Here is a 15,104-nt window from a genome sequence, read left to right as displayed (position 1 = left end):
GCCGTCCGGCGCGCCGCGGTCCGGTCACCCGCAGTCCGCTGCACCGCCGCTGACCGCGCCCGGCGCGGGACGTCCCCCCGCCGGACCGTGCGCCGCGGGCTCCCATCCCGACCGTCACCGCGGCGCCCGCCGCCGCGCCCGTGCATCCCTTCGCCCCAGGAAGGCACCACCGTGCCCAGCCACGCCCCGGACACCCTCTGGTTCACCCGCTGCCCCGTCCCCACCGCCACCGGCATCGCCGCGGACCAGGGCCGGCTGGCCGCCGAGTTCGCCGCCGACGGCATCGCCGTCCGCTCCCTGCAGGACGTTCCGCCCGAGGTCGCGGCCGACCACCACTTCACCCACGCGCTCCCCGGACTCTTCCGCGAGGGCGGCAACGTCCCGGCCCTGTGGGCGCGTTCGCGGGGCGAGCGGACCAGGCTGGTCGGCCTCACCTGGATCGAGGAGCGGCAGGTGGTGCTGGTCCGGGCCGGCAGCGGCGTCACCGGGCCGGACGGACTGCGCGGACTGCGACTCGCCGTCCCACGTCATGGGATAGGCATCGACTTCTGGCGGGCGATGGCGCTGGCCGGCTTCGCCGGCACCCTCTCGCTCGCCGGGCTCACCCTCGCCGACGCCACCCTGGTGGAGGTGCCCGCCACCGACCGGAGCGGGCAGTGGTCCGCCGAACTCGCCGCACTCCACGCGGGCACCGTCGACGCGGTGTACGTCAAGGGGGCCCTCGCGGTGGAGGCGGCCCGCCGGATCGGGGCCGAGGTGGCCGTCGACCTCGACGCCGCCCCCGACCGCCGGGCCAGGGTCAACAACGGCACCCCCCGGCCGATCACCGTCCACCAGGACCTGCTGGACGAGCACCCCGACCTGGTGGTGCGCTTCCTCGCCGTCCTGCTCGAAGCCGCCGACTGGGCCGCCGAACGACCCGCCGAGGTGGCCCGCATCCTGCAGGCGGAGACCGGGGCCGGCGCCGAGGGCGTCGCCGGCGCCTACGTCGAGGGCAGCCACCGGACCCTGCACCTCGACCTGTCCGAGGAGCGGCTCGACCTGCTCGCCCGCCAGGAGCGGTTCCTGCACGGCGAGGGCTTCCTGGAGGCCCCGGTCGACGTCCGGGCCTGGGCCGACCCCGAACCCCTCCGCGCCGCCCGCGCGTTGATCGCCGATCCGCTCCGCAGAAGCACTGTCTGACCACCGATCAGGAGAAGACGCACCATGAAGAACTCCCGCTCCGCCCTGCTCGCCACCGGCGCCCTGCTCGCCACCGTCTCCCTGGCCGCCTGCGGCTCCGCCGCCGACGGCGCCAAGGCCTCCGCCGACGGCGCGGCCGGGGCCGAGGTGGAGCTGCGCCTGCCCGACCCGGGCAACTCGGGCTTCCTCGCGCTGGGCAAGAAGGACGGCACGCTGGACAAGGCACTCGCCGCCGTCCACGCGAAGGTCGCCTGGACGGGCAGCGCCGGACCGTTCGCGCCCGCCGCCCAGGCCCTCTCCGCCGACCAGCTCGACATCGCCCAGGGCTCGATCACCTCCGCGGTGGCCGCGCTCGGCCAGAAGCCCGGCTTCAAGCTGTTCGCCCAGACCACGCCCGACGGCGTGGGCGAGGGCATCCTGGTGAAGAACGGCTCACCGATCAAGTCCGTCCAGGACCTGGTCGGCAAGAAGGTCGCCTGCTCGCAGGGCGGCACCAGCGAGTACCTGCTCCTCAAGGCGCTGGAGAAGAACGGCATCCCGGCCGAGAAGGTCGAGCGGGTCTACCTGCGCGCCGACCAGACCGCCGGTGTGTTCAACTCCGGCCAGGTGGACGCCTGGGCGACCTGGAACACCTTCTCCACCCCCGAGATCGCCAACGCCGGCGCGCACTTCCTGGTCAACGGCAAGGAGGTCGGCTCGGACAACTACGCGGTCTGGGCGGTGCGCAACGGCTTCGCCGACAAGTACCCGGCCGTGGTCGCCGCCTTCTACCGCTACCTGCACGAGAACGGCCTCAAGGAGAAGGCCGACCCGGCCGCGTACCTCAACGTGGTCACCGACTCCGGCCCGACCGCCGTCACCCCGGCCGAGAAGGACGTCGCGGTCGCCGTCACCCGCGAGGGCGCCACCGCCGACGTGATCACCGAGGCCGACCTGGTCAGGTTCGGCACGGTCGCGCAGTTCTTCGCCGACCAGAAGGTGACCAAGTCGCTGGTCGACGTGAAGCCGTACGTGCTCGACGTCAGCAAGCTGCCCGGAGGCGGCCAGTGACCGCCGCCGTGACGGCGCCGGACACCGCCGCGCACGCCGCCCCGGCGACCCCGGGCGGCGCGCCGGACACCGCCGCCGCGCTCGCCGCCGGGCTGGTCGTCCCGCACAGCAGGATCCCGGTGCCCCGCCCCCGCTCCCTCGCCCTGATCCTGCGCACCCTCGGCCCGCTCGCCCTGCTCGGCGCCTGGGCCCTGGCCTCCGCCACCGGCGCGCTGACCCAGGACGTGCTGGCCTCGCCCGGCCAGGTCGTCGAGGCCCTGGGCGAGATCTGGCGCAACGGCCAACTCACCGACGCGCTCGGCGTCTCGCTCACCCGGGCCGGCCTCGGCCTGCTGTTCGGCGCCGGCGCCGGGCTGGTGCTGGGTGTGGTCACCGGCTTCTTCCGGCTCGGCGAGGAGCTGCTCGACTCCGCCGTCCAGGTGCTGCGGACGGTGCCGTTCCTGGCACTGGTGCCGCTGTTCATGGTCTGGTTCGGCATCACCGAGACGGCCAAGGTCGCGCTGATCGCCGTCGCCACCAGCTTCCCGATGTACGTCTCCACCTCGGGCGGCGTCCGCAACACCGACCGGAAGCTGATCGAGGCCGTGCGCAGCTTCGGCCTCGGCCGCTGGGCGGTCGTGCGGACGGTGGTGCTGCCGGGCGCGCTGCCCGCCCTGCTGTCCGGCCTGCGACTGTCCATGACCCTCAGCGTGATCGCCCTGATCGCCGCCGAGGAGATCAACTCCACCGAGGGCATCGGCTACCTGATGGCCCAGGCGCAGAACTTCTCCCGTACCGACATCCTCGCGGTCTGCATCCTGATCTACGGCGTGCTCGGCCTGCTCGCCGACGGCGTGGTCCGGGTGCTGGAGCGGGTGCTGATGCCCTGGCGTACCCAAGGAGCGACCCGATGAGCCGTCCGACCGCCCCCGACGCCGCCCCCGACACCGCACCCGCCGTCCACCTGCGCGGACTGCGCCGCACCTTCGGCACCCGGCACGTCCTCGACGGCATCGACCTGGACATCGCCCGCGGCGAGTTCGTCGCCCTGCTCGGAGCCAGCGGCACCGGCAAGACCACCCTGCTGCGGATCCTCGGTGCGCTGGACCGGGCCGACGCCGGGACCGTGCTGGTGCCGCCAGTCCGGACGGTGGTCTTCCAGGAGCCGCGCCTGGTTCCCTCCCAGCGGGTGCTGGCCAACGTCACGATCGGCCTGCCGCGCGCCGCCTCCCGGGAGACCGGGGTGCGGGCGCTGGCCGAGGTCGGGCTCGACCGGCACGCCGACGCCTGGCCGGGCACCCTCTCCGGCGGCGAGGCGCAGCGGGTCGCGCTGGCCCGGGCACTCGTCCGTGAGCCGCAACTGCTGCTGCTGGACGAGCCGTTCGCCGCCCTCGACGCGCTGACCCGGCTGAAGATGCAGGACCTCGTCGGCGAGCTGGTCCGCAAGCACCGCCCGGCGGTGCTGCTGGTCACCCACGACGTGGAGGAGGCGATCCGGCTCGCCGACCGGGTGGCCGTGCTGCGCGACGGGGCGCTCGTCACCGACGAGACCGTGGAGGTGGCCCGCCCGCGCGACTCCGCCGATCCGGCCTTCGCCGCGCTGCGCCGCCGCCTGCTCGCGGACCTCGGCGTCCCGCTGCCAGAGCCCGCCTCCGTCTGAGTCCCGCCGCCGTCCGAGCCCCGCCCCCGTCCGATCCCGTCCGAACCCGCCCGCCCCCGTACAGAACCCGGAGCGATCCCCATGACCGTCACCCTCGGTGTCCACAGCAGCAACCCCTCCCTCTACTACCTCTCCCGACTGGACTTCCTGGCCGAGGAGTTGGCCCCGCTCGGCGAGACGGGGGCCTTCCACCACTACACCGACGGCACCCGCACCGGGGCCCTGCTCGCCGACGGCACCATCGACCTCGGCGGCACCGGCTCCACGCCGCCGGTCACCGCGCAGGCGGCCGGACACGACCTGGTCTACACGGCGGTCTCCGCGCCGCGTCCCGACCACGGCGCCCTGCTCGTCCTCGCGGACGGCCCGGTCAGCGGGGTCACCGGGCTCAAGGGCGGCACCGTCGTCCTCGGGGTCGGCTCCTGGCAGACCCACCTGCTGGCCAAGGCCCTGCACGCGGAGGGGCTCTCGTACGCCACCGACATCACCCCCGTGCGTCCCGTCGCCGGCTCCGACCCCGCCGAGCTGCTGCGGACGGGCGAGATCGCCGGCTGGATCGCCCAGGGCGCCGAGCTGGCCGCCGCGCTGCGGACCGGCGAGTTCCGCGTCCTGGTGCGCACCGGCGACGTGATCACCGACCGCTCGGTGTTCTTCGCCCGCCGCGACTTCGCCGAGGGCCGCCCCGAGGTGGTCGCCGCGATCACCGCCGCCCTGGCCCGCGCCGACGCCTGGGTGGCCGCGAACCCGGCCGAGGCCGCCTCGATCGCCGCCGCCGACCTGGGCGGCAGCGCCGAGGACTGGCAGACCGCCCTGACCGCGCTGCCGTGGCGCCTGGAGTCGGCCACCGCCGCGTTCGTCGCCGAGCAGCAGGAGGCGGCCGACATCTTCCACGCGGTCGGCTTCATCGACCGGGCGATCACCGTCGCCGACGCCCATCTCCCCGGCCTGGAGGCCCCCGTGGCCGCCGCGCTCGCCAAGGCGGTCTGACCGATGGCCTCCGAAGTCCTCTGGTACATCATCCCGCGCGAGGGCCACTACCCCTGGGAGCCGGCCGGCCGCCGCCCGGTCGACCTCGGCTACCTCCAGCAACTGGCCGGTACCGTCGACCGCCTGGGCTACACGGGTGCGCTGCTGGCCACCGACCTGTACGACGTGTGGACGCTCGGCAGCGCCCTGGCCGCGGCCACCAGCGAGAACTTCAAGCCGCTGCTGGCCGTGCACCCGGGCCTGGTGGCGCCCACCCTGCTGGCCAAGATGGCGCTGAGCTTCGAGCACCTGCACGGCGGCCGGCTGCGCTTCAACGTGGTCAACGGCTCCACCGAGCAGCTGCGCGAGTACGGCCTGCACGTCGAGCACGACGACCGCTACCGGCTGAGCGCCGAGTACTGGTCGATCGTCAAGCGCCTCACCGCCGGTGAAGTGTTCGACCACAAGGGGGAGTTCTACGACCTGAAGAACGCCGGTGCGAGCCTGCGCGAACTCACCCCGGTCCAGCCCGGCGGCATCCCGCTCTGGTTCGGCGGCAGTTCGCCCGCCGGCATCGAGATGGCCGCCGAGCACGTTGACGTCTACCTCACCTGGGGCGAGCCCCCGCACCTGCTCAGGGAGAAGCTGGAGAAGGTCCGCGAGCGCGCCGCCGCGTACGGCCGCACCCTGCGGATCGGCCTGCGCCTGCACCTGATCGTCCGGGACACCGAGGACGAGGCCTGGGCCGCCGCCGACCGGCTGCTCGACGTCACCAGCCAGGCCACGTACGCCCGCCAGCTCGGCAACCGGGACGGCGAGGACGGCGTCGGCTGGCAGCGCCAGTTCCGCCAGCACGGCGGCAGGGTCCCGGCCCGGGCGCGGGAGTTGGAGACCCACCCGAACCTCTGGCCGGGGATGAGCCTGTTCCGTCCGGGCCCGGGTACGGCCGTGGTCGGAAGCACCGCCCAGGTGGTCGAGCGCCTCCAGGAGTTCGAGTCGCTCGGCGTCGACACCTTCATCCTCTCCGGCAACCCGCTGCTGGAGGAGGCCCACCGGGTGGCGGAGACGGTCCTGCCCGCACTGGGCGTCACCCGCCGATGACGCCCCCGCTCTCCCTGCTCGCCGACGCCCGCCGGCTGGCGCCCGAACTCGTCCGGCTGCGCCGCGCGTTGCACCGGCGCCCGGAGTCCGGCCTCGACCTGCCGCTCACGCAGGAGGCCGTGCTCCGGGCCCTGGACGGGCTCGGCCTGGAGGTGACCACGGGCAGGGCGCTCTCCTCCGTGGTCGCCGTCCTGCGGGGTACCGGCGAGTCCGGTCCGGGCCGATCCGGTCCGGGGCAGGCCGGTCCGACCGCCGGGGCGCCGTCCGTGCTGCTCCGGGCGGACCTGGACGCGCTGCCGCTGGAGGAGCGGACCGGTCTGCCGTACGCGTCGCAGGTCCCGGGGGTGATGCACGCCTGCGGGCACGACCTGCACGCCGCGATGCTGGTCGGCGCCGCCCGGCTGCTGGCCGAGCGCCGGCACCGGCTGGCGGGGGACGTCGTGCTGGCGTTCCAGCCGGGGGAGGAGGGCCACGACGGCGCCCGGCTGATGCTCGCCGAGGGGCTGCTGGAGGCCTCGGGCCGGCGGCCGGTCGCCGCCTACGCCCTGCACGTCACGACCGGCTCCCCGCTCGGCACCTTCGCCAACCTGGCCGGGCCGGCCCTGGCGGGTTCGGGCGAGCTGACCGTCACGGTGCGCGGCGCCGGCGGCCACAGCGCCTGGCCGCAGGAGGCCCGCGACCCCGTGCCCGCGCTGTGCGAGATGGTGACGGCCCTGCAGAGCGCCGTCACCCGGGGCTTCGACCCCCTCGAACCGGTGGTGCTGGGCGTCGGTGTCCTGCGGGCCGGCACCCGGGCGAACATCATCCCGGCCACCGCCGTCTTCGAGGCCACCCTGCGCGCCCTCACCGACGAGGGCCTGGCCCGGCTGCGCGAGCTGGCCGTCCGCACCTGCCGTGGCGTGGCCGCCGCGCACGGGGTGGAGGTCGACGTCGAGTACACGGAGGGCTACCCCGCCACCCGCAACGACCCGGCCGAGGCGCGGTTCGTCGCGGACACCGTGGCCGGGCTGTACGGCGGGCACCGGTTCGTCGGCGGCGAGCGACCGGCGATGGTCTCCGACGACATCGGCCGGATCCTCGCCGAGGTGCCCGGCGTGATGACCTCGCTCGGCGCCCGCCCGCCGGGCACCGCCGACCGGACCGCGGCGCCCAACCACTCCCCGCACGCCGTGTTCGACGACGCGGTGATCCCGGACGGCGCCGCCCTGTTCGCGGAGCTCGCGATACGGCGGCTCGACGCCGAGCGGGCGTCCTGAGACGCCGGCGGGGCCGAGACGGCGCCGGCGGGCCCGGCGGCACGCTCCCGACACGGGCGGAGCCCGGCGCGGCCTCGGCCCCGCCGGGCTCCGGCCGGGGGGATCCCGACCCTCTCCCGCAGGCTCAGCGACCGCTGAGCCGGTCGATCTCCGCCAGCTCCTCGACGGTCAGCGGCCCGCCGGCCAGGGCGTCGATGTTCTGGTCGAGCTGCCGGACGCTGCTCGCGCCGATGATCACCGAGACCACCCGCGGGTCGCGCAGCACCCAGGACAGCGCCAGCTGCGCCAGGCTCTGCCCGCGGCCCTCGGCGACCTTGTTCAGGGCCCGCAGCTGCTCCAGCTTCGAGCCGGTGAGCGCCTCCTCCTTCAGGAAGTGGCCGACCGACATCCGGGATCCGGCCGGCACCTCGCCACCGAGGTAACGGTCCGTCAGCAGGCCCTGGGCGAGCGGGGAGTAGGCGATCAGACTGGTCTGCGTCTCGCCGACGGCGTCCAGCACGCCGTCCTCCGGGCCGCGGTTCAGGATCGAGTAGCTCGCCTGGTTGAGCAGCACGGGCGTACCCAGCCCGCGCAGGATCGCCACCGCCTCCCGGTGCTGCTGCGCCGGGTAGTTGGAGATGCCCGCGTACAGCGCCCTGCCGGAGCGTACGGCGGTGTCCAGCGCGCCCATCGTCTCCTCGAGCGGGGTCTGCGGGTCGAAGCGGTGCGAGTAGAAGACGTCGACGTAGTCCAGGCCCATCCGGCCGAGCGACTGGTCGAGGCTGGCCAGCAGGTACTTGCGCGAGCCGCCGTCGCCGTACGGGCCCGGCCACATGTCGTAGCCCGCCTTGGAGGCGATGAACAGCTCGTCGCGGTACGGGCGGAAGTCCTGGGCGAACAGGTAGCCGAAGTTGCGCTCGGCGCTGCCGTACGGCGGGCCGTAGTTGTTGGCCAGGTCGAAGTGCGTGATCCCCCGGTCGAAGGCGCGGCGGAGCACCGCGCGCTGCACGTCGAGCGGCTGGGTGTCACCGAAGTTGTGCCACAGCCCCAGCGAGACGGCGGGCAGCTGCACGCCGCTGTGCCCGGCACGGCGGTAGGTCATCGAGGCGTAGCGGTCTTCCGCGGCGAGGTAGGTCATGACGCCATCCTGCCAGTTCGCGGGCCTGGAGTGGACGCACCCCCGGCGCCGTCCCGCAGGCCGGACGCCCCGGGGCGGGGGACCATCGGCCCTGCCGCCCTCGCCGCCGGGCCCGTACGGTGGTGGACAGTCCGCCGACAGGAGCCGCCATGACGCCGCAGCGACCCGCCGACCGTCCCGGTGCCCCCGCCGACCGTCCCGGCGCGGCCGGCCGCGCCCTCGGTGAGCGGCCCCCGCGGCCGCTTCCCGACATCGCCACCCGCGCGGACCTCGAAACCCTGCTGCGCCGCTTCTACCGGGCCGCCTTCGCGGATCCGCTGATCGGCCCGCACTTCACCGAGGTCGCCCGGCTGGACCTGGAGGAGCACCTCCCGCACATCGCCGACTTCTGGGAGAGCGCGCTGCTGCGCACCGCCTCCTACCGTCGCAACGCCTTCGCCCCGCACGCCGCGCTGCACGAGCGCCGCCCGATGACCGCCGAGCACTTCGGCCGCTGGGTGCAGCTCTGGACCGCCGCGGTGGACGGCCTGCACGCGGGCCCGGTCGCCGAGCGCGCGAAGGCCCAGGGGGAGCGGATCGCCGTCAACCTGCTGCGCCGCACCTCGGGGGGCGGCACCGACGCGCCCGACGGCGGCGCCGGCGGGTTCGTCCCGCTCTCGGCCGTCCTGCTGCGCAGCTGAGCCCCGCCGCGGCGGCGGTGTCACCGCCCCGGCCCGGCGGTGCCGGGCGCTGAAGGTCGGGTGCCCCCGGGGTGACGGCCGGCCGACGGGCCCGGCCACCGGGCGGGCGGCGAGGGGCCGACCCTTGCCCCGCCCCTGAGCGGCTGCATATGCTCCGCAGGGATCGTGTGTGTGCGGTCCGGCCACTCGCGCAAGGGCGGCGGCCGGCCGCGTCGAGGGGAGCCGTCATGGTCGAGTGCACCGCGCTCCTGTGCTGTTGTCGCCCCCGCAGCACCACGCGCTGACGCGGCCCGAACGACCGCCCGTCGCACGATCCCTCCCAGGTGCTGCTCCCGCGCGAGCGCAGCCGTGCCCCGGGCGCTCGGGCGCGGTGGCGGCCTTCCGCGCCCGTTCGACCGCCCCGAAGGAGACCGCCATGCGGTTCACCGTCTCGTCCCTCGTCTCCAACGGCCCCGACCCCGTCAGCGGCGTGCAGCGCACCCCGCACGAGAAGCTCCACAACGTGATCGACCAGGCCGTCACGGCCGAGCAGCTGGGCTACGAGGGCTACGGGGTGGGGGAGCGGCACGGCGCACCGTTCCTGTCGCCGGCCCCGCCGGTGCTGCTCGGCGCCATCGCCGCGCGGACCTCGACGATCCGGTTGTTCACCACCGTCACCGTGCTGAGCATCCTCGACCCCGTCCGGGTCGCCGAGGACTACGCGATGCTCGACCAGCTGTCCGGAGGCCGGCTGGAGCTGATCATCGGCAAGGGCAACGACCCCCGCCACTTCGGCCTGTTCGGGCTCCCCGAGGAACGCCAGTGGGACGCCCTCGCCGAGAACTACGGTCTGCTGCGCCGGCTCTGGCGGGAGGAGAAGGTCAGCTGGGAGGGCAGCACTCGGCCGGCCCTGACCGAGGTCACCACCGCGCCCAGGCCGCTGCAGTCCCCGATCCCGGTCTGGCACGGCAGCGCCACCAGCGAGCAGTCCACCGACCTGGCCGCCCGCCACGGCGATCCGCTGTTCTCGGCCAACTCCTTCCACCCGATGGCCAAGTACAAGGCGCTGGTCGACCACTACCGCGAGCGCTGGGTGCACTACGGCCGCGACCCGAAGGACGCCAGGGTGGGGACGGGATTCGGCGGGATGTTCGTCGCCAGGCGGTCCCAGGACGCGGTCGACGGCTACCGCCCGTACTGGGAGGCGATGTACAACTCGGCGGCGGGCCGGCACAACAACTCGCCGTTCGCGACCCTGGAGGACGCCCTGGAGCACGGGTCCGCGCTGGTCGGCAGCCCGCAGCAGGTGATCGAGAAGATCCACCGCTACCACCAGGCCTTCGGCAACGAGGTGGTCGGCATCGGGGTCGACGCGCTCACCGAGGACGTCCAGCACGAGCAGCTGGAACTCTTCGCCGCCGAGGTCGCCCCGGTGATCCGCAAGGAGATCCCGGACCCGCCGGCGGCCGGGTGAGCGGCCCGACGGTCCGCACGGCCCCGGCCGGGTGGGCCGCCCGACGCCCCGGGTGACCGGGGCCGCCGGCGGATCCCGGCGCTCCGCACCTCGGGCTGACGGCACGCCAGGGCGTGACGTACACCTCCTTCGAACGTGACGTACGCCTCACCCGGAGCCCGCCGGGGCGGGAGTGGCGGGGGGTGTGCGTGGGCAATCGACCTCCGGAGGGCCGAACCGCCGCCGCCGCGCGGACGGCCCCGGGCCGTGGCCGCCGGGGGGCGGCGCACGGCCCTTCGGGAGCTCGCCCGCCCGGGCCCGGCGTCCGTCCGTACACCCGGCGATCCGAGCCCCTGCCGGCGGTCGCCACGGCGGGCCGCCCGGTACGGGAGCCCGCCGCCCGGGGAGGGGGCCACGGCATCCGGCGGGCCGGGCCGAGCGTGCTCGCGGTCCACCGGGAGCGGCGGTCGCCCCGTCGCATAGGCTGCCTCCCACGATGGTGCGGCTCAGGGGGCTGTCCGGCAGGATCCGCGGGACGGACCCCGGGCCGACCGGCAGCCGGTGGGCGGACGAAGGAGCGCTGCGGGGGTGCGTGCATCGCAGGGCGAGGCGGGGGAACCCCCGGCCGCGGGGCGGGGGCGGAGCAGCGGCGGAGCCGCGGCGTCGGACGACGGCGGGCGGCTCCCGGCCGACGGCTCGGGGAGTGCGGCGCCCGGGCGGCGCGACGCCTCCGACCAGGTGCCGGTCGGTCTCCGGGTACTGGGCTCCCTGACGGCCGAGGTCGGCGGCGACCGGGTCGTGCTCGGCGGTCCGCGCCAGCGCGGGGTGCTCGCCCGACTGCTCGCCGCCCGCGGCGGGGTCGTCCCCGTCGACCGGATCATCGACGACCTCTGGCAGGGCCGCCCGCCCGCCAAGGCGGCCGCGTCCGTGCAGGCCTACGTCTCCAATCTGCGCCGGCTGCTCGAACCCCGTCGCGGCCCGCGTGAGCCCGCACGGCTGCTGGTCAGCGAGACGCCCGGGTACGCCCTCCGGCTGCCGGCCGAGGCCGTGGACGCCTGGCGGTTCGGGCTGCTGCTGGAGCAGGCCCGCGAACAGCGCCCGCCCGAGGCCGCGATCGCCCTGCTGGACGAGGCGCTGGGGCTCTGGCGGGGCGCCGCCTACGCCGAGTTCGCCGACGAACCGTGGGCGGTGGCCGAGACCGCCCGGCTGACCGGGCTGCGGCTGGCCGCCCGTGAGCAGCGGGCCGCCCTGGCCGTCCGGCTGGGCCGGCCGGACGAGGCCGCCGTCGAGGCCCGGGCCCTCACCGACGAGCACCCCCTGCGCGAGGAGGGCTGGCGCCTGCTGGCCCTCGCCCTCTGGAACACCGGCCGCCAGGCGGAGGCCCTGGACGAGCTGCGCCGGGCCAGGGCCCTGCTCGCCGAGGAGCTCGGCCTCGACCCGGGCCCGGCGCTGGCCGGGCTGGAGGCCGCGATCCTGCAGCAGCGCACCGAGCTGCTCGCCCCACCCGCCCCGCTCGCTCCAGTGCCGGTACCGGTGGCGGAGGCGTTCGGCTCCGGGCCGACGCCGGCGAGCCGGGCCGCCACGGCGATGCTCGGCGGGCCGCCCACCGTGCCCGGCGAGCGGCTCACGGCCGAGCGCCTGCCCGCCCGGCCGCCGGGCGGCCCGGTGTTCGTCGGCCGGGAGTCGGAGCTGCGGACGTTGCGCCGGGCCGCCGCCGAGGCGGCCGGCGGCCGGTCCGCGGTGGCGATCGTCACGGGTGAGGCCGGGGCCGGCAAGTCCACCCTGCTGGCCCGCCTGCACACCGAACTGACCGCCGCCGGCTGGCGGATCGCGACCGGGCGGTGCCCGGAGAGCGAGGGCGCCCCGCCGGCCTGGGCCTGGACCGAGGCCCTGCGCGAACTCGCCCGCCAGGCACCGCCGGACGGCGATCTGGCCGCCGCCCTGGCTCCGGTGCTGGACGAGGACCGGGACCGCGCGGTGGGCGGCCCGTACGCGGCCGGCCCGGCCGCGCTCGCCACGACCGTCTCCACGGCCGGCAGGGCCGCCCCCGGCCCGACCGTCGGCTCCGTCGGCCTCCCCGCCGGCCTCCTCGCCGGTCGCGTTGACGGCCCGCGGAAGCCCGGCGCCGCCGTCTTCCGCCCGCCCGCCGGCCTGCTCGCCGTCCGCACACCCGACGGCGCCCGGGCCCCCGGCGCCGCCGCCCGTACGTCCGACCGCCGGTCCGACGCGCTCGTCGGACGGTTCCGGCTGCACCGCGCCGTCGGCGACTGGCTGCGCCGGGCCGCCGCCGACCGCCCGGTGGCCATCGTGCTGGACGACCTGCACACGGCCGACCGGGAGACCCGCGACCTGCTCACCGACCTGGCCGGCGGCCCGCCCACCCCCGGACTGCTGCTGGTGCTGGCCCACCGGCCCGGTGAGGGCGAACTCACCGACGCGCTCGCGGTGCTGGCCCGCCGCTCGCCCCACCGGGTACAGCTGACCGGACTCGGCGAGGAGGACGCGGGCCGGCTGATCGAGTCCGTCTGCGCGACCGCCGTCGACCGCGAGACCGTGCACGCGCTGGCCGACCGCACCGGCGGGAATCCCTTCTACCTGCTGGAGAGCGCCCAACTGCTGGCCGGGGAAGGCGCCCTGGTCGCCGTCCAGGAGGTGCCGCAGGGCGTCAGGGACGTGCTGCGCCGCCGCTTCGACCGGCTGCCGGCGACCGCCGTCACGGCCCTGCGGCTGGCCGCCGTGGTCGGCCGGGAGGCGGACGCCGAGGTCCTGCTGCGGGCCTCGGACGCCGACGAGGACGAGCTGCTCGACGCGCTGGAGGCCGCCGTCGAGGGCGGCCTGCTGACCGAACCCCGGCCCGGCAGCGTCCGGTTCACCCACGCGCTGGTCCGGGACACCCTGTACGCCGACCTCAGCGGGCTGCGCCGGGCCCGGCTGCACGGCCGGGTCGCGGACGCCCTGCGCGAGCTGCGCCCCGACCACATCCAGGCCCTCGCCCACCACTACACCCGGGCCGCGACCGGTGCCACGGCCGGCCTCGCCGTCGACTACTGCGTCCGCGCGGCCGAGGCCGCGGAGCGCCGCTACGCGCACGAGACCTGCGCCGCCCTGCTGCGGCAGGCCCTGGACAGCTTCGACCGGCTTCCGCCGGACGGCGGGGACCGCGAGGCCCGGCGCATCGCCCTGCTCGGCGCCCTGCTGCGGGCCCAGGTGCGGATGGGCGCGGTGGCCGCCGCGATGGACACCAAGGCGACCGCGCTGCGGCTCGCCCGCGAGGCCGGCCGCTACGACCTGCTGATCGAGGCCTGGACGGCCTGGACCGAGCCCACCCCGTGGGTCACCCACCCGTACGGCAGCTTCGACCAGGCGGCCGTCGACTCGCTCACCGCCCTGCTGGACCGCTCCGGCATGCCGGCCACCACCCGCCTGCGCCTGCTCGACGCGCTCACCTACGAACTGGACTGCTCCGGCCGGCCGGAGGGCTGGGAGGCAGCCGCCGAGGCGCTGGCGATCGCGCGGGCCGAGGGCGACCCGCGCCTGCTCGCGATGGCACTGGCCGCCCAGGCCCGGGTGCACGACCACGAACTGGCCTCCGAACTGCGCGCGGCGACGGCCGCCGAACTCGCCGTCGTCGCCGCCGAGCACGACCTGCCGGCCTACCGCTGGCACGCCGAGCAGCTCGCGTCCTCGGTGGCGGCGGTCGCCGGCGACCTGCCCGCCCTGCGGACCCACATCCGGGCCGCCCGGGAGATCGCCGAGACCTACGGACTCCCCGAGCTCCTCGACGTCGGCACCGGCCAGCTCGGCATGCTCGCCCTCGCCGCCGGCCGGACGGACGAGGCGCGCCGGCTCTACGCCCTGACCACGGGCGGGCTGCGGGCCCGCGGTTCCGTGCACGCCGAGGGGTTCACCGCACTGGTGGCCGTGCTGATCGCCCTGCAGGAGGGGCGGCTGGCCGAGCAGCTCCCGCTGATCGAGCACATGCGCACCGCCTACGGGCCGCTCGCCGCCGACATGCACGCGCTGGCCCTGCTCGCCCTCGGCCGACCGGTCGAGGCCCGTGCCGCCCGCGCGGACCGGCACGTCCTCCCGCCGGACTACTTCCGCTCGCTCTTCCTCACCGTCCGGGCGATGGCGGTGATCGAGCTGGAGGAGCGGGCGGAGGCGGCCGACCTCGTCGAGGAACTGCTGCCGCTGCGTGACCTGGTGGCGGGCGCCGCCAGTACCTCCCTCGCGCTGCGGCCGGTGGCCCAGGTACTCGGTGAGCTGTGCCGACTGCTGGGCAGGGAGGCGGAGGCGGTCGGGCACTTCCGGCACGCCGCCGTGGTCGCCCGCCGCTGGGAGTCCGCGGCCTGGGCGGCGGAGGCCGAACGGGCCCTCGCCGGGTCGGCCTGACCGTCCGGCTGCCCGCGCCCTGTCCTTCGCCCGCCTCGCGCTCGCCCTTCGCCCGCCCTGCGGATCGGGCGCCGGCCCGGTGCTCCGGCCCGGTGCTTCGGCTTGGTGCTTCGGCTTGGAACGCGGCTTGGACCCCGGCTTGGAGCGCCGGCTCGCAGTGCCCACACCGGCTTGGAACCGGACCCAAGTCGACTCCAAGCCACCGGTGCCAGGATCACCCGGAGGTCACCGCCGGCACGCACCGCCGGCACCAACCGTCGCCGCGCGGCACCTCCGCGCAGTTCCGCCC

Annotated in this window: 11 protein-coding genes; 10 read left to right on the top strand and 1 reads right to left on the bottom strand. The window is 76.0% G+C overall.

Features of this window, described 5'->3' with window-relative positions; all coding sequences use genetic code 11:
• Positions 1-171: 171 nt before the first annotated feature.
• The 7 genes from ACFTWP_RS21130 (at position 172) to ACFTWP_RS21100 (ending at position 7,194) form a co-directional block, all read left to right on the top strand.
• Positions 172-1,182: an ABC transporter substrate-binding protein gene (locus ACFTWP_RS21130; protein WP_380266161.1), complete on the top strand. Its 1,011-nt coding sequence runs from the start codon at positions 172-174 to the stop codon at positions 1,180-1,182.
• A gap of 24 nt (positions 1,183-1,206) precedes the next feature.
• Positions 1,207-2,232 carry an NrtA/SsuA/CpmA family ABC transporter substrate-binding protein gene (locus ACFTWP_RS21125; protein WP_380266160.1) on the top strand — a complete coding sequence of 342 codons (1,026 nt, stop codon included), beginning with the start codon at positions 1,207-1,209 and terminating at the stop codon, positions 2,230-2,232.
• Between the two features lie 92 nt (positions 2,233-2,324).
• Complete coding sequence (locus tag ACFTWP_RS21120; protein ID WP_380266179.1) at positions 2,325-3,125, top strand: ABC transporter permease; 801 nt, start codon at positions 2,325-2,327, stop codon at positions 3,123-3,125.
• Positions 3,122-3,871, top strand: coding sequence for an ABC transporter ATP-binding protein (locus ACFTWP_RS21115; protein ID WP_380266159.1), 750 nt, complete (start codon positions 3,122-3,124; stop codon positions 3,869-3,871). The genes ACFTWP_RS21120 and ACFTWP_RS21115 overlap by 4 nt, the downstream gene beginning before the upstream one ends.
• Positions 3,872-3,952: 81 nt before the next feature.
• Positions 3,953-4,858 carry an ABC transporter substrate-binding protein gene (locus ACFTWP_RS21110; protein WP_380266158.1) on the top strand — a complete coding sequence of 302 codons (906 nt, stop codon included), beginning with the start codon at positions 3,953-3,955 and terminating at the stop codon, positions 4,856-4,858.
• A 3-nt stretch (positions 4,859-4,861) separates the two neighbouring features.
• Positions 4,862-5,938 (top strand): LLM class flavin-dependent oxidoreductase, encoded by a 1,077-nt coding sequence (locus ACFTWP_RS21105; protein WP_380266157.1) that lies wholly within the window; start codon positions 4,862-4,864, stop codon positions 5,936-5,938.
• The gene (locus ACFTWP_RS21100; protein ID WP_380266156.1) at positions 5,935-7,194 is read left to right on the top strand and encodes a M20 family metallopeptidase; all 1,260 of its coding nucleotides are present in this window, start codon (positions 5,935-5,937) and stop codon (positions 7,192-7,194) included. Before ACFTWP_RS21105 ends, ACFTWP_RS21100 begins: the two co-directional genes overlap by 4 nt.
• A gap of 124 nt (positions 7,195-7,318) precedes the next feature.
• Here ACFTWP_RS21100 and ACFTWP_RS21095 read toward each other — a convergent pair whose 3' ends face one another.
• The gene (locus ACFTWP_RS21095; protein ID WP_380266155.1) at positions 7,319-8,311 is read right to left on the bottom strand and encodes an aldo/keto reductase; all 993 of its coding nucleotides are present in this window, start codon (positions 8,309-8,311) and stop codon (positions 7,319-7,321) included.
• 149 nt (positions 8,312-8,460) lie between these two features.
• Here ACFTWP_RS21095 and ACFTWP_RS21090 point away from each other — a divergent pair, with 149 nt between their 5' ends.
• The 3 genes from ACFTWP_RS21090 to ACFTWP_RS21080 all read left to right on the top strand — a co-directional run bounded on the left by ACFTWP_RS21090 (position 8,461) and on the right by ACFTWP_RS21080 (position 14,815).
• Positions 8,461-8,991, top strand: a complete 531-nt coding sequence (locus ACFTWP_RS21090; protein ID WP_380266154.1) for a group III truncated hemoglobin — start codon at positions 8,461-8,463, stop codon at positions 8,989-8,991.
• Between the two features lie 415 nt (positions 8,992-9,406).
• The gene (locus ACFTWP_RS21085; RefSeq protein WP_380266153.1) at positions 9,407-10,444 is read left to right on the top strand and encodes an LLM class flavin-dependent oxidoreductase; all 1,038 of its coding nucleotides are present in this window, start codon (positions 9,407-9,409) and stop codon (positions 10,442-10,444) included.
• A 567-nt stretch (positions 10,445-11,011) separates the two neighbouring features.
• A complete protein-coding gene (locus ACFTWP_RS21080) occupies positions 11,012-14,815 on the top strand; it encodes a BTAD domain-containing putative transcriptional regulator (protein WP_380266152.1) in 3,804 nt (1,267 codons plus the stop codon).
• Positions 14,816-15,104: the final 289 nt, after the last annotated feature.

The organism is Kitasatospora sp. NPDC057015, assembly GCF_042673745.1.
In the GTDB taxonomy this organism is placed as follows: domain Bacteria; phylum Actinomycetota; class Actinomycetes; order Streptomycetales; family Streptomycetaceae; genus Kitasatospora.
The sequence above is the reverse complement of the archived record's forward strand: the minus strand, read 5'-3'. Positions and strand labels throughout refer to the sequence as shown.

Excerpts from the sequence above, each read along its gene's own strand:
- ACFTWP_RS21090 (WP_380266154.1), top strand. The coding sequence starts at position 8,461 with ATGACGCCGCAGCGACCCGCCGACCGTCCCGGTGCCCCCGCCGACCGT.
- ACFTWP_RS21085 (WP_380266153.1), top strand. The coding sequence starts at position 9,407 with ATGCGGTTCACCGTCTCGTCCCTCGTCTCCAACGGCCCCGACCCCGTC.
- ACFTWP_RS21100 (WP_380266156.1), top strand. The coding sequence starts at position 5,935 with ATGACGCCCCCGCTCTCCCTGCTCGCCGACGCCCGCCGGCTGGCGCCC.
- ACFTWP_RS21095 (WP_380266155.1), bottom strand. The coding sequence starts at position 8,311 with ATGACCTACCTCGCCGCGGAAGACCGCTACGCCTCGATGACCTACCGC.
- ACFTWP_RS21125 (WP_380266160.1), top strand. The coding sequence starts at position 1,207 with ATGAAGAACTCCCGCTCCGCCCTGCTCGCCACCGGCGCCCTGCTCGCC.
- ACFTWP_RS21115 (WP_380266159.1), top strand. The coding sequence starts at position 3,122 with ATGAGCCGTCCGACCGCCCCCGACGCCGCCCCCGACACCGCACCCGCC.
- ACFTWP_RS21110 (WP_380266158.1), top strand. The coding sequence starts at position 3,953 with ATGACCGTCACCCTCGGTGTCCACAGCAGCAACCCCTCCCTCTACTAC.
- ACFTWP_RS21105 (WP_380266157.1), top strand. The coding sequence starts at position 4,862 with ATGGCCTCCGAAGTCCTCTGGTACATCATCCCGCGCGAGGGCCACTAC.